At 62.7% G+C, this 21,846-nt stretch carries 14 protein-coding genes; 10 read left to right on the top strand and 4 right to left on the bottom strand.

Features of this window, described 5'->3' with window-relative positions:
* The first annotated feature begins 123 nt into the window (after positions 1-123).
* The 6 genes from NKJ77_RS02590 to NKJ77_RS02565 all read left to right on the top strand — a co-directional run bounded on the left by NKJ77_RS02590 (position 124) and on the right by NKJ77_RS02565 (position 7,251).
* A complete protein-coding gene (locus NKJ77_RS02590; RefSeq protein WP_023691759.1) occupies positions 124-1,569 on the top strand; it encodes a homospermidine synthase in 1,446 nt (481 codons plus the stop codon).
* 188 nt (positions 1,570-1,757) lie between these two features.
* Positions 1,758-2,135, top strand: a complete 378-nt coding sequence (locus tag NKJ77_RS02585; RefSeq protein ID WP_023671949.1) for an Omp10 family outer membrane lipoprotein — start codon at positions 1,758-1,760, stop codon at positions 2,133-2,135.
* 197 nt (positions 2,136-2,332) lie between these two features.
* A complete protein-coding gene (locus NKJ77_RS02580) occupies positions 2,333-4,360 on the top strand; it encodes a bifunctional metallophosphatase/5'-nucleotidase (protein WP_023832932.1) in 2,028 nt (675 codons plus the stop codon).
* A gap of 156 nt (positions 4,361-4,516) precedes the next feature.
* Positions 4,517-5,581, top strand: a complete 1,065-nt coding sequence (gene hemH, locus NKJ77_RS02575; RefSeq protein ID WP_023828224.1) for a ferrochelatase — start codon at positions 4,517-4,519, stop codon at positions 5,579-5,581.
* Positions 5,582-5,739: 158 nt separating this feature from the next.
* Entirely contained in the window at positions 5,740-6,690 is a 951-nt protein-coding gene (locus NKJ77_RS02570; protein WP_023832931.1) for an SPFH domain-containing protein, read from the top strand.
* A gap of 96 nt (positions 6,691-6,786) precedes the next feature.
* On the top strand, positions 6,787-7,251 hold the full coding sequence (locus NKJ77_RS02565; protein WP_023686409.1) for an NfeD family protein: 465 nt from the start codon (positions 6,787-6,789) through the stop codon (positions 7,249-7,251).
* Positions 7,252-7,333: 82 nt separating this feature from the next.
* On the opposite strand, the gene NKJ77_RS02560 is transcribed toward NKJ77_RS02565, so the two are convergent.
* Positions 7,334-8,329, bottom strand: coding sequence for a KpsF/GutQ family sugar-phosphate isomerase (locus tag NKJ77_RS02560; protein WP_023832930.1), 996 nt, complete (start codon positions 8,327-8,329; stop codon positions 7,334-7,336).
* A gap of 150 nt (positions 8,330-8,479) precedes the next feature.
* Here NKJ77_RS02560 and NKJ77_RS02555 point away from each other — a divergent pair, with 150 nt between their 5' ends.
* Positions 8,480-10,264, top strand: coding sequence for an outer membrane beta-barrel protein (locus NKJ77_RS02555; RefSeq protein ID WP_031196011.1), 1,785 nt, complete (start codon positions 8,480-8,482; stop codon positions 10,262-10,264).
* Here the strand turns inward: NKJ77_RS02555 and galU are convergent, their stop codons facing one another.
* Entirely contained in the window at positions 10,265-11,170 is a 906-nt protein-coding gene (gene galU, locus NKJ77_RS02550) for a UTP--glucose-1-phosphate uridylyltransferase GalU (protein WP_023671956.1), read from the bottom strand.
* A 207-nt stretch (positions 11,171-11,377) separates the two neighbouring features.
* Here galU and NKJ77_RS02545 point away from each other — a divergent pair, with 207 nt between their 5' ends.
* Together NKJ77_RS02545 and NKJ77_RS02540 are read left to right on the top strand one after the other, a co-directional pair.
* Positions 11,378-12,601 (top strand): lytic murein transglycosylase, encoded by a 1,224-nt coding sequence (locus tag NKJ77_RS02545; protein WP_023832928.1) that lies wholly within the window; start codon positions 11,378-11,380, stop codon positions 12,599-12,601.
* Positions 12,602-12,703: 102 nt separating this feature from the next.
* A complete protein-coding gene (locus NKJ77_RS02540) occupies positions 12,704-13,909 on the top strand; it encodes an SGNH/GDSL hydrolase family protein (protein WP_023832927.1) in 1,206 nt (401 codons plus the stop codon).
* Here the strand turns inward: NKJ77_RS02540 and NKJ77_RS02535 are convergent.
* Together NKJ77_RS02535 and gltB are read right to left on the bottom strand one after the other, a co-directional pair.
* Positions 13,906-15,360 (bottom strand): glutamate synthase subunit beta, encoded by a 1,455-nt coding sequence (locus NKJ77_RS02535; RefSeq protein WP_023671207.1) that lies wholly within the window; start codon positions 15,358-15,360, stop codon positions 13,906-13,908. The two genes, NKJ77_RS02540 and NKJ77_RS02535, sit on opposite strands and share 4 nt — an antisense overlap.
* Before the next feature lie 140 nt (positions 15,361-15,500).
* Positions 15,501-20,282, bottom strand: coding sequence for a glutamate synthase large subunit (gene gltB / locus NKJ77_RS02530; protein ID WP_352534161.1), 4,782 nt, complete (start codon positions 20,280-20,282; stop codon positions 15,501-15,503).
* Between the two features lie 509 nt (positions 20,283-20,791).
* Here gltB and NKJ77_RS02525 point away from each other — a divergent pair.
* Entirely contained in the window at positions 20,792-21,841 is a 1,050-nt protein-coding gene (locus tag NKJ77_RS02525) for a threonine aldolase family protein (protein WP_352534159.1), read from the top strand.
* Positions 21,842-21,846 lie beyond the last annotated feature (5 nt).

The raw sequence follows: 21,846 nt of genomic DNA, 5'->3' as shown, positions 1-21,846 counted from the left end.
ATCTGCGCGGCCGGGAACTAACCTTATCCCTGCTTTTCGCTTTATTGTGACAATGATCTATGGTTTGTCGCGCGGCGGTCGAACGGCCGTTTTGGCGCGTTGCTTGAAGGAGTGCTCGATAAAATGGCGAATGAAAACTGGCCCGTTTACGGTGAAATCACCGGCCCTGTCGTGATGATCGGCTTTGGTTCGATCGGACGGGGAACGCTGCCTCTGATCGAGCGCCATTTCAAATTCGACAAGTCGCGCATGACGGTCATCGACCCGCTCGACACCGACCGCAAGCTGCTCGACGAGCGCGGCATCGCCTTCGTGCAGGAGCATGTGACCGAGAAAAACTACAAGAAACTGCTGACGCCGCTTTTGACCAATGGTGGCGGCCAGGGCTTTTGCATCAATCTGTCGGTCGATACCGGCTCGGTCGACCTGATGCGGCTCTGCCGCAAGCTCGGCGTGCTCTACATCGACACCGTCGTCGAGCCGTGGCTCGGCTTCTATTTCGACGCCAAGGCCGACAATGCCAGCCGCACCAACTACGCGCTGCGCGAAGCCTTGATCAAGGAGAAGCACGACAAGCCCGGCGGCGCTACCGCGGTTTCGACCTGTGGCGCCAATCCGGGCATGGTCTCGTGGTTCGTCAAGCAGGCGCTGCTGAACCTTGCCGGCGACCTCGGCCTCGAGTTTTCCGAACCCGCGCAGGACGACCGTGACGGCTGGGCCAAGCTGATGAAGAAGGCCGGCGTCAAGGGCATCCACATCGCCGAGCGCGACACCCAGCGCACCAAGAAGCCGAAGCCGATGAACGTGTTCTGGAACACCTGGTCGGTCGAAGGTTTCATCTCGGAAGGGCTGCAGCCGGCCGAGCTCGGCTGGGGCACGCATGAGAGATGGATGCCGAAGAACGGCAAGGAGCACAAGCATGGCTCCAAGGCTGCGATCTATCTCGAACAGCCCGGCGCCAACACCCGCGTGCGCTCCTGGTGCCCGACGCCGGGCGCGCAATACGGTTTCCTGGTGACGCATAATGAGGCGATCTCGATCGCCGACTTCTTCACCGTGCGCGGTAAGAAGGGCAAGGTCCAATACCGCCCGACCTGCCACTATGCCTATCACCCCTGCAACGACGCCGTGTTGTCACTCCACGAAATGTTCGGCGCTGCCGGCAAGCCGCAGCCGGTCCACCATGTGCTCGACGAAAACGAGCTGGTCGACGGCGTCGACGAGCTTGGCGTGCTGCTCTACGGCCATGCCAAGAACGCCTACTGGTACGGTTCGCAGCTGTCGCTGGCCGAAGCCCGCAAGCTGGCGCCCTACCAGAACGCTACCGGCATGCAGGTCACCTCGGCCGTGCTCGCCGGCATGGTCTGGGCGCTGGAAAACCCGGAAGCCGGCATCGTCGAGGCCGACGAGATGGACTACAAGCGCTGCCTAGAAGTGCAGTCCCAGTATCTCGGACCGGTCAAGGGCTACTACACCGACTGGACGCCGCTCGATAACCGTCCGGGCCTGTTTCCCGAAGACCTCGACAAAAGCGACCCGTGGCAATTCCGCAACATCCTCGTTCGATAGCGGTTCCATACCCCTGCATCACTGCCTTGCAATCGCCCGGAAATCGGGCGATTGAAGGGATGCGGACGAGCGCAGTGTGCATCCATTTGGACGCACGAGGGACGGCTCTGGAAACTTGAGGCCACGCACATCGTGTTCCCCAAAACGTCGTTTGACGATTGGGCCGATGCGTCAGGAGAGGATTTGATATGACGATTGCGCGCAAAATTCTTTCTGCGGGCGCGGCGGGCGTTCTTGCGACGATGCTTGCCGCCTGCACCACCGGCGGCTCCGACGGGCCACCGATCTCATCGCAGGCGCGAGGCGTCGAAGGCTCATGGCTGAACGCCGAAGGCAAGGCGGTCTCGACATTGAACGGCGGCGTCTTCACCACCGTTTCGGCGGAGACCGGTGAGAAATTCGCTGACGGCAGCTACACCAAGACCGGCGCCACCTCGGTCGAGATCAACGGAACCTCGCTGATCCGACAGCAGCCAATCGCTTTCAACTGCCTGCTGGTGTCCATAAACCAGCTGAATTGCACCAGCTCCGCCGGGCAGAACTTCGTGCTGACCAGGCGCGGCTGAACCTTTCCCATGCGGCTTTGCGGATGGCGGCGGCGCGATGCCGCCGCCTTTTTTATGCCGGCAAACCGATGCCGGTTATCCGCCCTGATTCTTCTTGCATCGCCACAACCGCGATGTGAACATACCCGAAATGCTGGCTGTTATCCTGCAGTCGGGCAAGAGCGTTAAACGCCTTTGATCATATCCGGGAGACGAAGATGAAGAAGCTCGCCGCCATTGCCGCCCTCTCTGCCTCGACACTCGGCCTGTCGGCCGCACCATCCTTTGCCGATTACACGTTGAACATCCTGCATTTCAACGATTGGCACAGCCGCATCGAAGGCAACAACAAATACGAGTCAACCTGCTCGGCCGAGGAAGAGACCAAGGGTGAGTGCATCGGCGGCGCCGGCCGGCTGGTCACCGCGATCGCACAGGAGCGCAAGAAGCTCGAAGGCCAGAACGTGCTGCTGCTCAATGCCGGCGACAGCTTTCAGGGATCGCTGTTCTACATCACCTACAAGGGCACGGCGGAGGAGGAATTCCTCAATCAGATCAAGCCCGACGCGGTGACGCTCGGCAACCACGAATTCGACGATGGCGAGAGCGCGCTGGTGCCTTATCTCGACAAGGCGAAGTTCCCGATCGTCAGCGCCAATGTCGTGCCCAACGACAAGTCCGGCGCCGCAGGCAAGATCAAGCCGTCGATTGTGCTTGAGGTCGGCGGCCAGAAGATCGGCATTGTCGGCGCCGTGACCAACGACACGCCGGAACTCGCCTCTCCCGGCCCCAACATTACCATCGAGGACGACGTCAAGTCGATCACCGCCGAGGTCGAGAAGCTGAAGGCGCAAGGCGTCAACAAGATCATTGCCGTCACCCATATCGGCTACAGGCGCGAGCGCGATGTCATCGCCAAGATCCCGGGCATCGATGTGGTGGTCGGCGGCCACAGCCATTCGCTTCTGTCCAACACCGACCCGAAGGCTGAAGGCCCCTACCCGACGATGGTCGACAACCCCGACGGCTCCAAGGTGCCTGTGGTGCAGGCCGCGTCCTATTCGAAATATCTCGGCGAATTCAAGGTCGTGTTCGACGACAATGGCAACGTCAAGGAAGCCAGCGGCGACCCGATCTTCCTCGACAAGTCGATCACTCCCGATCCGGCCGTTCTTGCCCGCATCAAGGAGCTTGGCGCGCCGATCGAGGCGCTGAAGAACAAGGAAGTGGCCGAGACCACCGAGGCCATCGACGGCAGCCGCGAAAGCTGCCGCACCAAGGAATGCGCGATGGGCAACCTCGTCTCCGACGCCATCCTCGACCGCGTCAAGGGACAGGGCGTCGAGATCGTCGTCTCGAATGGCGGCGGCCTGCGTGCTTCGATCGACAAGGGCACCGTCACCATGGGCGAGGTGCTGACCGTGCTGCCGTTCCAGAACACGCTGGCGACCTTCCAGATTTCCGGCAAGGATCTGGTTGCCGGGCTGGAAAACGGCGTCAGCCAGGTCGAGGACGGCGGCGGCCGCTTCCCGCAGGTGGCAGGTCTTAAATACTCCTTCGACAAGTCGGTCGCGCCCAATGCCGGCCGAGTCAAGTCGGTCGAGGTGATGCAGAACGGTGCCTGGGCGGCGATCAATCCGGACAAGGACTATCTGGTCGCCACCAACAATTACGTCCGCCAGGGCGGCGACGGCTACAAGGTCTTCGCCGAGAAGGCCAAGAACGCCTATGATTACGGCCCGGGCCTCGAACAGGTGGTCGCCGACTATCTCGCCGCGCACCGGCCCTACACGCCCAAGCTCGACGGCCGCATCACCGAGGTTGCCGCAACCGTAGCGGCTGCCCCGGCCGCCGAGCCGGCAAAACCAGCCGAACCGGCACCTGCTCCAGCGGAACCGGCAAAACCGGCCGAGGCTGCACCGGCGGAGCCGGCGATGCCCGCATTGCCGGCAGGCTCCGGCGACATCACCACCACGCCGCCGACTGTCCCGGCGGAAACCGCCCCGGCAACGCCGGCTCCGGCCGAACCGGCAAAACCGGCCGAAGCCGCACCTGCTCCGGCAAAGCCGGCTGACGCCGCCCCGGCCGAAGCCAGCCATGTCATCGTCGCCGGCGATACCTATTGGGATCTCGCCAAAAAGGCCTACGGCGACGGCGCCAAGTGGAAGGTGATCTCCGAGGCCAACAAAGGCTACGAACCACGCCGGCTTCCTGTCGGCGCGACCTTGACCATTCCGGCGAAGTAACCTCGCTTCGCACTTGCGACCAGCAAAACCCGTCCGGGTAACCGGACGGGTTTTTGGCTTTCAAGGTAAGGTGCGGCCAGACGCAGCATTGAAAACTTGCTCCGCATCGCTAGTTTCGCCCGACATCGTCGGTTTTCGCGGTGTCGGGAGACCTTCATGACGCTTTCCACGCCTGTCGACCCCAAAGCCGCGAAAGCGCTCGACCCGCTACCGGCCGGACATCCGCCGGTAAAGGCAGGCAAGATCGGCGTCATGTTGGTCAATCTCGGCACGCCCGACGGTACCGATTTCAAGCCGATGTGGCGCTATCTCCGCGAATTCCTGTCCGATCCGCGCGTCATCGAACTCAACAAGGCGATCTGGTATCCGATCCTCTACGGCTTGGTGCTGACCACCAGACCGAAGAAGTCCGGCGCCAATTACGCCAGGATATGGAACCGCGAGAGGAACGAGTCGCCGCTGCGCACCTACACCCGGGCGCAGGGCGAAAAGCTGGCCGCAGCGCTCATCGACCTACCCGATGTCGTGGTCGACTGGGCGATGCGCTACGGCAACCCCTCGACCGCGAGCGTCGCTCAAAGGCTGGTCGAGCAAGGCTGCGACCGCATCCTGTCGTTCCCACTCTACCCGCAATATTCGGCGACCACGACCGCCACCGCCAATGACCAGCTTTTTCGCGCGCTGATGAAAATGCGTCGCGCACCGGCGGTCCGCAGCGTGCCGCCCTACTATGACGAGCCGGTCTACATCGAGGCGCTCGCCCATTCGATCGAACGGCATCTGGCAACGCTAGACTTCGAGCCGGAGGTGGTCATCACCTCCTATCACGGCATCCCGAAGCCCTATTTCGAAAAGGGTGATCCCTATCACTGCCACTGCCAGAAGACGACACGACTGTTGCGTGAACGACTGGGGTGGGATGAAAAGAAGCTGATCATCACCTTCCAGTCGCGCTTCGGCGTCCAGGAATGGCTGCAGCCCTACACCGACAAGACGATCGAGAAACTGGCGAAGGACGGCGTCAAATCGATCGCCATCGTCAATCCAGGCTTTTCCGTCGACTGCATCGAGACGTTGGACGAAATCGGCCGCGAGGCGGCCGAGACCTTCCATCACGCCGGCGGCGAGAAATTCGCCCACATCCCGTGCCTCAACGACAGTGCAGAAGGCATGGCGGTGATCGAGGCGATGGTGCGGCGCGAGCTGTCGGGCTGGGTCTGAGGCCGCCACGTTGCGGCGATCGACCGCCGCAGTTGCGCTATTCCATGCACTAATAATCAACGATCACCTGATTGTAACATTATTGAAACACACCTAAGTGTTTGGTGAAGTCGGTTGCATGGAATCAACGCCATGGCCGGCATCTGAGGGAGATTCAAATGGACTTCAGTGGTTTCGGTATTGCGATTGGTGCGCTTGCCTTTCTGGTATTGGTGCTTCTTATCAAAGGCATCCGGACAATCCCGCAAGGCTATAATTATACGGTGGAGCGCTTTGGTCGTTACACCAAAACACTAAGCCCCGGCCTCAACCTCATCGTGCCGTTCGTCGACCGCATCGGCGCCAAGATGAACATGATGGAGCAGGTGCTCGACGTTCCGAGCCAGGAAATCATAACGCGCGACAACGCCATTGTCGGCGTCGACGGCATCGCCTTCTACCAGATCCTCAATGCGGCGCAGGCCGCCTACCAGGTCGCCGGCCTGGAGAACGCCATCCTCAATTTGACGATGACCAACATCCGTACCGTCATGGGCTCGATGGACCTCGACGAATTGCTGTCGAACCGCGACGCCATCAACGAACGGCTGCTGCGCGTGGTCGACGAAGCGGCCCATCCGTGGGGCATCAAGATCACCCGCGTCGAGATCAAGGATATCAATCCGCCGGCCAACCTCATCGAATCGATGGGTCGTCAGATGACGGCTGAACGTAACAAGCGTGCGCAGATCCTCGCCGCCGAAGGCCTCAAGCAGTCGCAGATCCTCGAGGCCGAAGGCCGCAAGGAAGCCGCCTTCCGCGACGCCGAGGCGCGCGAACGCTCGGCCGAAGCCGAAGCGCGAGCCACCCAGGTTGTATCGGAAGCCATCTCCAAGGGCGACGTGCAGGCACTCAACTACTTCGTGGCGCTCAAATACACCGAAGCGATGGGCAAGATCGGTACCGCCAACAACAGCAAGGTCGTGCTGATGCCGATGGAAGCCTCGGCGCTGATCGGCACGCTCGGCGGCATAGGCGAGATCGCCAGGGAGGTGTTCCGCAGCGAAGGCACCGCCGGCGCCGCCAGGCAGGCCGCCCGCCCTCCGGTGGTTCGCCCAAGCGAAAACTGAGATCGGGCGAGAACTGAGGTCGCGAGCATGATCCCGAAAAGTGGGAACCGGTTTTCGGAAAAGATCATGCTCCACAGGAAGTAGGAGCGCACTCCCATGTTCGACCGCATCATTTCCGAACTTGGTCCGTGGAACTGGATGGTTCTGGGCTTCGTCCTCCTGGTGATGGAGGTCATCGCGCCAGGAATATTCATGCTGTGGATCGGCATCGCCGCATTGGTGATCGGTGTGATTTCCCTGCTCGTCTGGGACGCAAGCTTCTGGGCCTGGGAAGTCCAGGTCCTCGCCTTCCTGGCCCTGTCGCTGGTCTCGGCCCTTGCCGGAAAGAAGCTGGTTGGTGGGCGTAATACCCCTAGCGACCAGCCGCTGCTCAACCGGCGCGGCGCGCAGTTGGTCGGCAGGATGGCAACGCTGGCCGAGCCGATCAAGGACGGTCGCGGCCGCATCAAACTCGGCGACACACTGTGGCGCGTCTCGGGTCCCGACCTGCCGGCCGGCACGCAGGTGCGCGTCGTCAGTTCGGCCGACACCGATCTGGAACTGACCGTCGAGGCCGTCTGAGCGCCCGAAGGCCCGCAGCGCATTTGGCAGCAATCGAAGCGCGCCGCGTAGGTCACCCCAACGCAATGCGGTTTTAGTTTCCTCAGGCTGCGCCGATACGCAGCAAATCGTGGAAGTGAACCACCCCAACGGGCATCCTGTTTTCCGTCACTACCAGCGCACCGATATTGTATTCGTTGAGAAGCGCGATCGCCGTTCCGGCCAGCGTCTGCGGATCGACCGTCTTCGGCGTGCGGGTCATGATGTCGTCCACGGCGATATCGGCCAGGTTTCGATGCAGATTGCGCGCGACATCACCGTCAGTGATGATCCCGACCAGCTCGCCCTTCCCGTCGACGACACAGACACAACCGACTTTCTTGTTCGACAACGTCATGACCGCTTCCGGCATCTTGGTACCGAGCGCCGCTAGCGGAATCTGATCGCCGACCCGCATGATCTCGGAGACGAGAGTCAGATTGGCGCCGAGCTGGCCGCCGGGGTGGAATGTGCGGAAATGGTCGGGCGTGAAGCCGCGCGCTTCGAGCAGCGCTATGGCCAGCGCATCGCCGACCACCAGTTGTAGCAGGGTCGATGTCGTCGGCGCCAAACCGTGCGGGCAGGCTTCCGGCGCGGACGGCAGGAGCAGCACCACGTCGGCCGCGCGCGCCAGCGCCGAGGCCGCGCCCGCGGTAATCGCAATCAGCGGGATCGAGAAGCGCCTGGAATAGGCGACGATGCCCATCAATTCTTTGCTCTCGCCGGACCATGACATGGCGATGATGGCATCGTCTCTGGCGATCATGCCAAGGTCGCCATGATTGGCCTCCGCCGGATGGACGAAGAAGGCTGGCGTGCCGGTCGAAGCCAGACTAGCCGCGATCTTAGTGCCGATATGGCCGCTTTTGCCGACGCCGGTGACTATGACGCGGCCATTGATGCGCGACACCATGTCGACGGCGCGGGCGAAAGGTTCGGCCAGTTCGTTCTCCAGCGCGGCGGCCAATGCCGCCACGCCGGCCTGTTCCGTGGCTACCGTTCTCAGCGCCGAGGCGACCGAAGCCTCCAAAGGCTTCTTTTCTGGGGATCCCGCATGCATGGCTGATGCGATTAGCGCTTTGCCGTTCGCCTGTCCAACAGAATTGCCGTCCAGCCATGTCGTACAGGCACACCTTCAACCCTCCGTTAACCATCCCCGTTTACGGTTCGGTAAGTATGGCGCGCTTGCGCCGCGCAAGCAGTGGTGACGATGTCGCGGGCCCAGCCTCAAGAGAAAAAAGGTCGAACGGGCAGAGCCTTTTGCGCTCTGCTTCTGGCGACGAGCGTGCTCGCTTTGCTGCGGCCAACTGCGCTTCATGCCCAGGAGACCGAGCTGCGCGGCGAAGTTTCGGAATCGGCGATCCTGTCCGACCAGCAGCGCCGGGCCAGGCAATTGACCAAGGCCAACACGCAGGTCAAGCCCGCCCCTGCCGACACCGCCCCCACGGGAAACACGCCAACCGCTTATGTGCCGGCCAGCGATGGCGCCTTGCCTGACGACACCGACCCGTCACAGGCCGGCGCAAACAGCATTTTCGACCCGCCGGCGACCATCGACGATTCGTTCGTCGACAAGCCGCCAACCGTCCAGCCACGCCGGCCATCGACGGCAAAACAACGCGCCGCCGCGGATGCAGACAAGGCCAAGGACAAAACCAAGGCTGCCGACAAGAAGAAGCCTGGCAAAGCCACGGACCAGACCACCACCGGAACGACCCCGGACGGCACTGCGGCAGGCGACGCCGATCAGGACACAGCCAACCGCCGTGTCCTCACCGTCGGCGGTGTCGACCGACGAAAGCTCGACCCCGGCGCCGAGCGCACCGACGCCATCGAGGGCCAGAAGAAGAAGCTCGAGGACGACCCGTACGCGGCAACCGGCATCAAGGTCGGCTCGTTCCTGCTGCGGCCGACGCTCGAGCAGGGCGTTGCCGTCACGTCGAACGCCGATTCCAGCGCTGGCGGCAAGTCGGCGGTGCTGTCCGAAACGGCGCTGCGTTTCTCCGCCGCCTCCGATTGGCGCGAGAATTCGGCGGTCATCGACGGCTACGGCAATTTCCGCAACACCATTTCGGGCCAGAAGATCAATGAGGCACGCGGCCGTATCCAAGGCACGTACAATGTCGACCTCGACAATGAACTGCGCGCCATCGCCAAGCTCGGCTACGAGATTGCGCCGGAATCGGCCTCCGCGCCCGACGCGATTGCCGGCGTCACCTCGCAGCCGATCCGCCAGACTGTCGACGGCAGCCTCGCCGTCGAGAAGGATGTCGGCAAGCTGCGCTTTGCGCTGACCGGTGCGGTCTCCCACGACATCTATGGCGACGCCAAGCTAACGGACGGCACCGTGTTGTCGCAGAAGGATCAGGACAACACGCTCTACACCGCAACGTTGCGGACCGGCTATGAAATTTCCCCGGCTCTGACGCCCTTTGCCGAGATTGAGCTCGGCCGCCGGGTATATGACCAACGGATCGACAACAAGGGCTTCGAGCGCTCTTCGACCCGGCTTGGCGCACGCGCCGGTATCGAAGTCGACATGGGCGAGAAGCTCAAGGGTGAGTTCTCGGCCGGCTGGCTGCGGGAAGCGATCGACGACAAGAACCTGGAGGCGATTTCGGGAGCCACCATCAATGCCGACCTCAAATGGTCACCCGAGCGCGGCACCATCATCGGCCTCACCGGGCAAACCACGGTCGAAGGCACGACGAACGCCGGTGAGAGCGGCGACATCCTCTATTCCGGCCGCCTCACCGGCGAGCGGCAGATCCGCACCGACTTGACCGGCAACGCAGCCCTTGGGCTCGACTGGCGCAATTACACCGGCTCCGACGGCCATGACATGACGCTAAGTGCAGAGGCCGGGCTGACCTGGTGGCTGAACCGCTATGTCGGCCTCACCAGCCGCGCCCGCACCGAAAAGCTGACCAGCTATCTGCCCGGGCGCAACTACACCGCCAACAGCATCTATTTGGGGCTGAAGCTGCAGCGATAGCTAAAAAGCAGCGCCGCGACGCTCGGACGGCTTCATCTCATCGAGCAGCGTGCGGATGACGCCGGCCATGTTCTCGTTCATGTCGCTGCGCCACAGCGCGAAGGCGACATTGGCCTCGACGAAGCCTTCCGGCGAGCCGCAATCGAAGGTGCGGCCCTGAAAGTGGTAGCCAAAGAAGGGCTGCTGCTTTTCCAGCTTCAGCATCGCGTCGGTGAGCTGGATCTCGTTGCCGGCGCCCTTTTCCTGGCTTTCGAGGATCTTGAAAATCTCGGGCTGCAGGATGTAGCGGCCGTTGATGTAGAGATTGGACGGCGCGGTGCCGGTCTTCGGCTTTTCGACCATCTCGGTGATGCGGAAGCCGTGATGCGTGTCCTCGCCGCGGCCGACAATGCCATATTTGTGGGTTTCGGCCGGATCGCATTCCTGCACCGCGATGATGTTGTTGCCGGTCTCCTCGTAAAGCTCGACCATGGCCTTCGTGCAGCTCTTCTCCGACTGCATGATCATGTCGGGCAGCAACAGCGCGAAGGGTTCGTCGCCGACCAATTCGCGGGCGCACCAGACGGCGTGGCCGAGACCCATCGGCACCTGCTGGCGGGTGAACGAGGTCTGCCCCGGCGCCGGCTGCAGCCGCTGCAAGCGGGCCAGCTGATCGTCCTTGCCGCGCTGTGCCAGCGTATCATAGAGCTCGAACTGGATATCGAAATGGTCTTCTATGACCGCCTTGTTGCGGCCGGTGACGAAGATGAAATGTTCGATGCCGGCCTCGCGCGCCTCATCGACGACATACTGGATGACCGGCCGGTCGACGACGGTCAGCATCTCCTTGGGAATGGCCTTGGTGGCCGGGAGAAACCGTGTGCCGAGACCGGCGACCGGGAAAACTGCCTTGCGAACTCGCTTCATGCGTCAATTATCCGTTTGAGGGCGTGCCCGGCAATCCCGCCTCGCGACATTTTCGCGCCGGAATTGTGGATTATCGGGCCATTGAGGGAAACATCAACCGGTAAAGCATCCAGGTGTCTTTTCGTTCCAGGCGCCGCCTATGGTAAACCAATTGCTAACCCGGTTCGGCGATGAATGGTCTTTCCTGAGATAGAGAAAGGGGAAAATATGTCCGTTCGCAGTGCCGCAAAACTCTTTACCAGCGTGCTGACGGCGGCCAGCCTCTCGCTCACCTTGCTGATGCCGGCCGGACCGGCCTTCGCCGATGCCGGGTTTCGGCAATGGGTCGCCGGCTTCCGCGCCACGGCCGTGGCGGGCGGCGTTTCCGGCGCGGTCTACGACCGGGCGTTCCGGGGCATCAATGAACCCGACCCGGTGGTGCTGGAAAAGGCACGCACCCAGCCCGAATTCACCGCACCTGCCTGGGACTATTTCGACAACCGCGTCCACGACCAGTCCGTTGCCGTCGGCCAGCAGATGGCCAAAAAATGGAAGCCGTGGCTGGAACGGATCGAGGCGAGGTTCGGCGTCGACCGCTACATCCTGCTCGCCATCTGGTCGATGGAATCGAATTACGGCGAGATCCTCAAGCGCGACGACATCATGCGCAATGTCATCCGCTCGCTGGCAACCCTCGCCTATGGCGACCCGAAGCGTTCGAAATTCGCCCGCACCCAATTGGTCGCCGCGCTGAAAATCCTGCAGACCGGCGACATCGACGAAAGCCACCTGATGGGCTCCTGGGCCGGCGCCATGGGCCAGACCCAGTTCATCCCGACCAGCTACCAGCATTATGCCGTCGACATGGACGGCAACGGCAAGCGCGACATCTGGAATTCGATCCCCGATGCGTTGGCGACATCAGCCAATCTGCTGAAGAAGAATGGCTGGCAGGGCGGCAAGACCTGGGGCTACGAGGTCACCATTCCAGCCGGCAAACTGCCTGCCGGCTCGAAGACATTGGCGCAGTGGCAGGCGCTCGGCGTAGCCAGGGCCAATGGCAAGCCGTTCAAGAACGCAACCGAAAAGGCGACGCTGAAAGTGCCGGACGGCCGCGGCGGACCGGCCTTCCTGATGATCAAGAACTTCTCCGTCATCAAGGCCTACAACAACGCCGACAAATATGCCCTGGCCGTCGGCCTTCTTGCCGACGAAATCGCCGGCTCTAATGGTCTGGTGCAGGACTGGAAGCGGCCTTTCACCAAACTGTCCTTCGAGGAAAGGCAGGAGTTGCAGAAGCGGCTTTCGCAGCACGGACTTTACGACGGCAAGTTCGACGGCAAGATCGGTGACGGCACGAAAACCGCCATCATGACCTATCAGGCAACGGTCGGCTTGACCCAGGACGGGTATCCGAGCATGGAAGTGCTCAAATGGCTCAGAAAGAAATAGAGCCAGCGACGGCAGCTTGCATTTGCGACGCAAGGGATGCCGTAGCATCGGTCTGTGCATGATCCCCTGCAAGGGCCATGCACCAAGGGATGGAGAGGGTGCTTGGTTTCGGCAGCGCGTATCCGTGTGATCGTTTTCCGCTTGCCGATCCTCATTCTGGCCATCGTCGTCCTGGCGACGGGGGTCGCCGGCAGTTTCCACACACCGGCTTTGGCGCAGGAGCAACCGCAGAACCGCGGCTGGTCGCTGCGCGACCTTCTGTTCCCGCGCCGCAGCGAACGCATCGAGCCGCCGCTCGACGTCCGCAAGGCAAAGCCGAAGGTCAAGAAGAAGCCCCGTGCACCCGTTGAACCTTCCGCTCCGATTGTCGAGAAGACACCGGATGCCCGCGTCGTTCTGGTGATCGGCGATTTCATGGCCAACGGCCTGGCCGAGGGCCTCGAAACAGCCTTTGCCGACAATGCCAACGTCAGGATCGTCGAGCGCGCCAACGGTTCTTCGGGTTTCGTGCGCGATGATGTCTACAATTGGCCCGAACAGGTCAAATCGCTGGTCGAGACCGAAAAACCCTCCGTGGTCGTCGTCATGCTCGGCTCCAACGACCGCCAGCAGATGCGCGTCAACGATGTGCGCGAGCAGCCGCGCTCCGAGAACTGGACCAAGGAATACGAACGCCGGACCGAAGCCTTGGGAAAGGCACTGGCGGCGACCAAGGTGCCTTATCTGTGGGTCGGCATGCCAGCCTTCAAGACGCCGAAGATGACCTCCGACATGCTGGCATTCAACGACATCTACCACTCGGCAGCCGAGAAGAACGGCGGCGAATTCGTCGATGTCTGGGATGGGTTCGTCGACGAGAACGGCGCCTTTGTCTCGACCGGCCCCGACATTAACGGCCAGGCCGTGCGGCTGCGCTCCGACGACGGCATCAACGTCTCGAAAGCCGGCAAGCGAAAGCTCGCCTTCTACACCGAAAAGCCGCTGGCCAAGATCCTCGGCCTGGCAGCGCCGGGAAGCGTGGTGACGGCTGCCGCACCGGCCGGCGCCCCGGTCGAGGCGCCGTCGCTGCCCGCCGCCCCGATCGTGGTCGACCGCACCGTTCCAATGCTGCTCAACGATCCGGCGCTCGACGGCGGTACCGAACTTCTCGGTGCGGCGGCGGCGCCGAAAGCCAATCCGGATCTGCCCGGCGAAAAACTAATCCTCGAAGGCAAGGCGCCCGAGGCCTCGCCCGGCCGCGTCGACGACTTCTCGTGGCCGCCCAAGGCCGCTGCCGCGACGGATACGACGACGGCGATCAACCGTTAACGGGGGAGTACCGTCGACCCCATCAGCGCTTCATCGATCGAGCGCGCGGCCTGGCGGCCTTCGCGGATCGCCCACACAACCAGCGACTGGCCGCGGCGCACATCACCTGCGGCGTAGAGTTTGTCGACGCTGGTCTTGTAGTCGCGATCGTTGGCTTCGACATTGCGGGAACGGCGGCTGTCGGTGGTGATTTTCATCTCACCGTCCAGCTCTTTCGCGACGCCGGCGGCAGCCGGTCCGGCAAAGCCGATGGCGATGAAGGCGAGGTCTGCACGGATGACGAATTCGGTGCCGGCGATCGGCTTGCGCTTCTCGTCGACTTCGCAGCATTTGACGCCGGTCAGTTGGCCGTCCTCGCCGATGAATTCGAGCGTCGCCACCTGGAATTCGCGCTCCGCACCTTCGGCCTGTGAGGACGAGGTGCGCATCTTGGTCGCCCAGTAAGGCCAGACCGAAAGCTTGTCTTCCTTCTCCGGCGGCTGCGGGCGGATGTCGAGCTGGGTGACGCGCACCGCGCCCTGGCGGAAGGCGGTGCCGACGCAGTCGGACGCGGTATCGCCGCCGCCGACGACGACGACATGCTGGCCGCCGGCGATGATCGGATGCGACGGCCAGGCCACCGACTGGATCGGCTCGCCGCCAACGCGACGGTTCTGCTGCACCAGATAGGGCATGGCGTCATAGACGCCGCCGAGATCGTCGCCCGGAATGTTGGCCGGACGCGGCGATTCCGAACCGCCGCAATAGAGCACCGCATCATATCCGGCGAGCAACTCTGCCACCGGCTTGTCGACGCCGACATTGACGCCGCAATGGAAGGTCACGCCCTCGCCCTGCATCTGCTCGATGCGGCGGTCGATATAGTGCTTCTCGATCTTGAAGTCGGGAATGCCGTAGCGCATCAGCCCGCCGGGACGGCTCTCACGCTCATAAACGCTGACCTCGTGGCCGGCGCGGCCAAGCTGCTGCGCCGCCGCCATCCCTGCCGGGCCGGAGCCGATGACAGCGACCCGCTTGCCCGTCTTCTTCTCTGGCGGATAAGGCCGGATATGGCCGGTTTCATAAGCCTTGTCGGCGATTGCCTGTTCGACAGTCTTGATGGCAACCGGAATGTCCTCGAGGTTCAGCGTGCAGGCTTCCTCGCAGGGCGCGGGGCAGATGCGGCCGGTGAACTCGGGGAAATTGTTGGTCGAATGCAGGTTGCGGATCGCATTGTCCCAGTCGCCATTGTAGACGAGGTCGTTCCAGTCCGGGATCTGGTTGTGGATCGGGCAACCGGTCGGCCCGTGGCAGAACGGGATGCCGCAATCCATGCAGCGCGCCGCCTGTTTCTCGACCTCCTTGTCCGACATCGGCAGCGTGAATTCACGAAAATGCCGGATGCGGTCGGAGGCCGGCTGGTACTTGTGCACCTGCCGGTCGATTTCGAGAAAGCCTGTTACCTTGCCCATAGTCCAGTTCCTGCTGTCCAGATGGTGCGGTTTTCGCACCCGTTAACCCCTTGAGGCAGCCGTGGCAACCTTGCATCCGAGGTCAAACTGTCGCTGAAAGTTCCGCCGGGAAGCCTGCGCCTCCCGGCAAGTCGAAAAACCTATTCCGCCGCCACGCCCATGCGCATGCGTTCCATCTCGATCAGCGCGCGGCGGTATTCGACCGGCATGATCTTGCGGAATTTCGGCCGGAAGGTCGTCCAGTCGTCGAGTATCTCGCGGCCGCGTACCGAACCGGTGAAATGGACGTGGTTCGAGATAAGCTGGTAAAGCCGTTCCTCGTCATGGGTGGTCATGTCGCCCGAGACGTCGACGCGACCCTTGTGGTCGAGGTCACCGCCATGATGCAGCAGCCTTTCCATCAGATCGTCTTCTTCCGGAACCGGCTCCAGCTCGACCATCGCCATGTTGCAGCGCGCGGCGAAATCGCCGGCCTCATCCAGAACATAGGCCACGCCGCCCGACATGCCGGCAGCGAAGTTGCGACCGGTCTGGCCGATGACGACGACGATGCCGCCGGTCATGTATTCGCAGCCATGATCGCCGACGCCTTCAACGACGGCGGCGACGCCCGAATTGCGCACCGCGAAGCGCTCGCCGGCGACACCTGCGAAATAGGCCTCGCCCTCGGTCGCGCCATAGAGGACGGTGTTGCCGACGATGATCGATTCCGCCGCGACGATCCTGGACTCCTCCGGCGGCCGGATGACGATGCGTCCGCCCGACAGGCCCTTGCCGACATAGTCGTTGGCCGCACCGACGAGATCGAACGAGATGCCGCGCGCCAGGAAGGCGCCGAACGACTGGCCGGCGGTGCCGGTCAGCTTCACCTGGATCGTGTCCTCGCGCAGGCCCTTGTGCCTGAAGCGCTTGGCGACTTCGCCCGACAGCATGGCGCCCGTGGAGCGATCGACATTGCGGATGTCGACCTCGATCTTGACCGGCTGCTTGCTTTCGAGCGCGGGCTTCGCCAGTTCGATCAGCTTGCGATCGAGTACATCGTCGATCGGGTGTTTCTGCCGTTCGGTCCAGTGCACCGCCTCATGCGGCGCGTCCGGCTTGAAGAACATCTTGCCGAAATCGAGCCCACGCGCCTTCCAATGCTGGATCATCTCGCGCTTTTCCAGCAGGTCGCTGTCGCCGATGATCTGGTCGATATGGGTGTAGCCCATCTCGGCCAGCAGCCCCCTCACCTCTTCCGCAACATAGAAGAAGAAGTTGATGACATGCTCGGGCGTGCCCTTGAAACGCTTGCGCAGAACCGGATCCTGCGTCGCGACGCCGACCGGGCAGGTGTTCAAGTGGCACTTGCGCATCATGATGCAGCCGGCCGCGATCAGCGGCGCGGTCGAGAAGCCGAACTCGTCGGCACCGAGCAGCGCACCGATGATGACGTCGCGCCCCGTGCGCAAGCCACCATCGACCTGCAGTGCAACGCGCGAGCGCAGCCCGTTCAGCACCAGCGTCTGGTGCGTCTCGGCAAGGCCCATTTCCCATGGACTGCCGGCATGCTTGAGCGAGGTCAGCGGCGACGCGCCGGTGCCGCCATCATAGCCGGAGATGGTGATGTGGTCGGCGCGCGCCTTGGCGACGCCCGCCGCAACCGTACCGACACCGACTTCCGACACCAGCTTTACCGAAACGTCGGCCGCCGGGTTGACGTTCTTCAGGTCGTAGATCAGCTGCGCCAGATCCTCGATCGAATAAATGTCGTGATGCGGCGGCGGCGAGATCAGGCCGACGCCGGGCGTCGAGTGCCGGACCTTGGCAATGGTCGCGTCGACCTTGTGGCCGGGCAGCTGGCCGCCCTCACCGGGCTTGGCGCCCTGCGCGACCTTGATCTGCATGACATCGGAATTGACGAGATACTCGGCGGTGACGCCAAACCGTCCCGAGGCGACCTGCTTGATCGCCGAACGTTCGGGGTTCTTGCCGCCGCCCGGCAGCGGCAGATAGCGGTCGGCCTCTTCGCCGCCCTCGCCGGTGTTCGACTTGCCGCCGATCTGGTTCATGGCGCGCGCCAGCGTCGTGTGTGCCTCGCGCGAGATCGAGCCGAACGACATCGCCCCGGTCGAGAAGCGCTTGACGATATCGGCCGCCGACATCACGTCCTCTATCGCCACCTTCTTGCGGCCGGTCTCTTCCGCAAGCTTGATCCTGAACAGGCCGCGTATGGTCTGGGCACGGGCCGTCTCGCTGTTGATCTGCGCGGAAAACTCCTTGAACGTCTCCCACGAGCCCTGACGCACGGCGTGCTGCAAGGTGGCGACGGCGTCGGGCGACCACATATGGGCTTCGCCGCGCATGCGGTACATGTACTCGCCGCCGACCTCGAGGCTGTTGCGCAGCACCGGATCGTTGCCGAAACCGTCGGTGTGGCGGCTGAGCGTCTCGGCCGCGACCTCGTCCAGGCCGACACCTTCGATCAGCGTCGCTGTGCCGGTGAAGTACTTCTCGACGAAATCCGACTTCAGCCCGATGGCGTCGAATATCTGCGCGCCGCAATAGGACTGATAGGTGGAGATGCCCATCTTCGACATCACCTTGAGGATGCCCTTGCCGATAGACTTGATGTAGCGCGAGACCACCTCGTAGGCGTCGACCTCAGCCGGCAGTTCGCCACGCTTGTGCATGTCGAGCAGCGTGTCGAAGGCAAGGTAGGGGTTGATCGCCTCGGCGCCGTAGCCGGCGAGACAGCAGAAATGATGCACTTCGCGTGGCTCGCCGGATTCCACGACCAGGCCGACCGCGGTGCGCAGACCCTTGCGGATCAGGTGGTGGTGCACGGCAGCCGTCGCCAGCAGTGCCGGAATGGCGATACGGTCGGGACCGACCTGGCGGTCGGACAGGATGATGATGTTGTAGCCGCCGGCGACAGCGGCTTCCGCCCGCTCGCACAGACGCTCGACGGCGCCCTGCATGCCGGCCGCGCCCTCGCTCGACCCGTAGGTGATGTCGATGGTCTTGGTGTCGAAACGGTCCTCTGTGTGGCCGATCGAGCGGATCTTTTCCAGATCGCCATTGGTCAGGATCGGCTGGCGCACTTCGAGCCGCTTGCGGCGCGAATTGCCGACCAAGTCGAAGATGTTCGGCCGCGGCCCGATGAACGAGACAAGGCTCATCACCAGTTCCTCGCGGATCGGGTCGATCGGCGGGTTGGTGACCTGGGCAAAATTCTGCTTGAAGTAGGTGTAGAGCAGCTTCGACTTGTCCGACATCGCCGAGATCGGCGTGTCCGTGCCCATCGAACCCACCGCTTCCTGGCCGGTGGTCGCCATCGGCGACATCAGCAGCTTGGTGTCTTCCTGGCTGTAGCCGAACGCCTGCTGGCGATCGAGCAGGCTGACATCCTTGCGCAGCGCGCGCGGCTCGACCGGCTTCAGATCCTCGAGGATCAGCTGCGTGTTGTTGAGCCAGGTCTTGTAGGGATGCCTGGTGGCGATCTCCGACTTGATCTCCTCGTCGGAAATGATGCGGCCCTTGGCAAGGTCGATCAGAAGCATGCGGCCAGGCTGCAGCCGCCACTTCTTGACGATCCTCTCCTCCGGCACCGGCAGCACGCCGGCTTCGGACGCCATGATGACGCGGTGGTCGTCGGTGACGATGTAGCGCGCCGGGCGCAGACCGTTGCGGTCGAGCGTGGCGCCGATCTGGCGGCCGTCGGTGAAGGCGACCGCGGCCGGCCCGTCCCACGGCTCCATAAGGGCTGCGTGGTATTCGTAGAAAGCCTTGCGGTCGGCATCCATCAGCTTGTTGCCGGCCCACGCTTCGGGGATCAGCATCATCATGGCATGGCTGAGGCTGTAGCCGCCCTGGAACAGGAATTCGAGCGCATTGTCGAAGCACGCCGTGTCGGACTGGCCGTCATAGGAGATCGGCCACAGCTTGGAGATGTTGTTGCCGAACAGTTCGGAATCGACCGAGGCCTGGCGCGCCGCCATCCAGTTGTTGTTGCCGCGCACCGTGTTGATCTCGCCATTATGCGCGACCATGCGGTAGGGGTGCGCGAGCTTCCATGACGGGAAGGTGTTGGTCGAGAAGCGCTGGTGGACGAGGATCAGCGCGGTCTCGAAACGCGGATCCGACAAATCCTTGTAATAGGCGCCGACCTGGTAGGCCAGGAACATGCCCTTGTAGACAATGGTGCGCGCCGATAGCGACACACAGTAGGCGCCGATATCCTTGTTGTTGTTCTCGGCGTAGATGCGGCCGGAAATCACCTTGCGCAGCAGGTACAGCCTGGCCTCATATTCCTCGTCATCTGGAATGTCTGATGTGCGGCCGATGAAGACCTGGCGATGGAACGGTTCGGAGGCCGCGATATCGGGCGCCTTCGACAGCGATGAATTGTCGACCGGCACGTCGCGAAAGCCGAGCAGCGGCAGCCCTTCTGACTGCGCCGATTCGGCGATGATCTCTTCGATATGGGCGCGCAGTGCCGCATCCTGCGGCATGAACCAGTGGCCGACGCCGTATTGGCCTGCCGCCGGCAGTTCGACGCCCTGGGCCGCCATCTCTTCGCGGAAGAAATGATCGGGGACTTGCACCAGCACGCCGGCGCCGTCACCCATCAGCGGATCGGCGCCGACAGCGCCGCGATGCGTCAGGTTTTCGAGCACGAAGAGCCCGTCCTTGACGATCTGGTGCGACTTCACGTTCTTCATGTTGACGATGAAGCCGACGCCGCACGCGTCATGCTCGTTGCGCGGATCGTAGAGACCATGCGCCGACATTCCATTGGTGGTTCGGCCGTTGGTGGTCAGGCCGTTGATGGTTCGCCGGTCATTTGCCAAAGGTGCATTGGTCAGAACGGCATCTTTAACGGCTGCCGCTTTCGTCTGCGCGGCCCGGCCGATAATCGCAGATGGCGTCAGTTCCGTCATCGTCCTGTCCTCCGTTCCGGCCCCTTGCACGTCTAGCGTTTGGGGCGCTGGTCTACCTTGGGAAGCGACTGGCTTCCGCTCTCATTCTTGCGGCACGTCTTTTCGAAATCCTTGGCGGACCGTGTGGTGCGCCGCCGGTTCGTATCCGGTATCGTACAGGCCACAGCCGAGCCGTCTACCCGTCGCTCGCGGCAACGGCCGGAGTGGCCCAAATGATACGCCAATCCAGCCTGACTTGTGCGACAAAATAAGACAGCACTACTGTCCTAAATTTTTATGGCAGAAATCCTGGGCGCACACAAGACCGATTCACCAAATTCTTGGATGTTTGGCGACAGAAAATTACGTCAGGCGATGTCGAAACGAAATTTCGGTCCCGGCACTCCTTCGTGATCGCCTTTGGCTTTACCGCTTTTTCAGCCCTTGGCCCTTGCGCGTCAAACCCCGAAACGGCCATGGTCGCGCTCTTGTCGCAACCAGACTTTCTCAACCAGACAGGGACTTTCCTGATGTTCTTTGCATCCGACAACTGGGCGGGCGTCCATTCCAACATTGCCGCCGGGCTGTCAGCCAATGCCGGCGGCTTTTCGACCGCCTATGGCGATGGCGATCTCGACCGCGCCGTCTACCAGCGTTTCAGCGAGATCTTCGAACGCGAGGTCGCGGTGTTCTTCGTCGCTACCGGCACGGCGGCCAACTCGCTGTCCCTGGCCGCTTACAACAAGCCCGGCGGCATTTCCTTTGCGCACCGCGAATCGCACATCATCGAGGACGAATGCGGCGCGCCGGAATATTTCAGCGGCGGCTCGCGTCTCCATGCTGTCGACGGCGCCCTGGGCAAGATCGATCCGCACAATCTTGAACGCGCCGTCGCCCGTTTCGCACCCGAAATCGTCCATTGGGGACGCCCGACGGCCGTCTCGATCACCCAATCGACCGAAGTCGGCACAGTGTACGGGCTCGACGACATTTCCACCATTTCGGAGGTCGCCAAACGCTTTTCCCTGCCGCTGCATATGGACGGCGCCCGTTTTGCCAACGCATTGGTCGCGCTTGAGACGACGCCGGCCGAAATGACCTGGAAGCGCGGCGTCGACATCGTCTCGTTCGGCGGCACCAAGAACGGCTGCTGGTGCGCCGAAGCGGTGGTGCTGTTCGATCTAGACCGCGCCAAGGAGTTGTCCTTCCTGCGCAAGCGCGCCGCACAGCTGTTCTCCAAGTCGCGCTTCATCGCAGCGCAGTTCGACGCCTACTTCACGGACGGCCTGTGGCTGGACACGGCCCGTCATGCCAATGCCATGGCCGCGCGCCTGGCGGCTGCGATCGAGGATTCGGCAACGGCGAAGCTCGCCTGGTTGCCGCAGGCCAACGAGGTGTTCGCGGTGATGAAAAAGGCGGAAGCCGAAAGGCTGCAATCCGTCGGCGCAGCCTTTTACGACTGGCACAGGCCGCACGGCTTCGACGGCCATGTCGGCGAGGACGAGTTGCTCTATCGCTTCGTCACCAGCTTTGCCACGACTTCAGATGAGGTCGATCGCTTCGGCCAGATGATCGCCTGAACCCG

The sequence above is a fragment of the Mesorhizobium sp. M0052 genome, from assembly GCF_040323255.1.
Classification (GTDB): domain Bacteria; phylum Pseudomonadota; class Alphaproteobacteria; order Rhizobiales; family Rhizobiaceae; genus Mesorhizobium.
This window is presented reverse-complemented; position numbering and strand designations above follow the sequence as displayed.

Bases quoted from the DNA above. Each gene is read 5' to 3' on its own strand.
- NKJ77_RS02580 (WP_023832932.1), top strand. From the start codon at position 2,333: ATGAAGAAGCTCGCCGCCATTGCCGCCCTCTCTGCCTCGACACTCGGC.
- NKJ77_RS02535 (WP_023671207.1), bottom strand. From the start codon at position 15,360: ATGGGCAAGGTAACAGGCTTTCTCGAAATCGACCGGCAGGTGCACAAG.
- NKJ77_RS02570 (WP_023832931.1), top strand. From the start codon at position 5,740: ATGGACTTCAGTGGTTTCGGTATTGCGATTGGTGCGCTTGCCTTTCTG.
- NKJ77_RS02560 (WP_023832930.1), bottom strand. From the start codon at position 8,329: ATGCATGCGGGATCCCCAGAAAAGAAGCCTTTGGAGGCTTCGGTCGCC.
- gltB (WP_352534161.1), bottom strand. From the start codon at position 20,282: ATGACGGAACTGACGCCATCTGCGATTATCGGCCGGGCCGCGCAGACG.
- galU (WP_023671956.1), bottom strand. From the start codon at position 11,170: ATGAAGCGAGTTCGCAAGGCAGTTTTCCCGGTCGCCGGTCTCGGCACA.
- NKJ77_RS02555 (WP_031196011.1), top strand. From the start codon at position 8,480: ATGTCGCGGGCCCAGCCTCAAGAGAAAAAAGGTCGAACGGGCAGAGCC.
- hemH (WP_023828224.1), top strand. From the start codon at position 4,517: ATGACGCTTTCCACGCCTGTCGACCCCAAAGCCGCGAAAGCGCTCGAC.
- NKJ77_RS02525 (WP_352534159.1), top strand. From the start codon at position 20,792: ATGTTCTTTGCATCCGACAACTGGGCGGGCGTCCATTCCAACATTGCC.
- NKJ77_RS02585 (WP_023671949.1), top strand. From the start codon at position 1,758: ATGACGATTGCGCGCAAAATTCTTTCTGCGGGCGCGGCGGGCGTTCTT.
- NKJ77_RS02545 (WP_023832928.1), top strand. From the start codon at position 11,378: ATGTCCGTTCGCAGTGCCGCAAAACTCTTTACCAGCGTGCTGACGGCG.
- NKJ77_RS02590 (WP_023691759.1), top strand. From the start codon at position 124: ATGGCGAATGAAAACTGGCCCGTTTACGGTGAAATCACCGGCCCTGTC.
- NKJ77_RS02565 (WP_023686409.1), top strand. From the start codon at position 6,787: ATGTTCGACCGCATCATTTCCGAACTTGGTCCGTGGAACTGGATGGTT.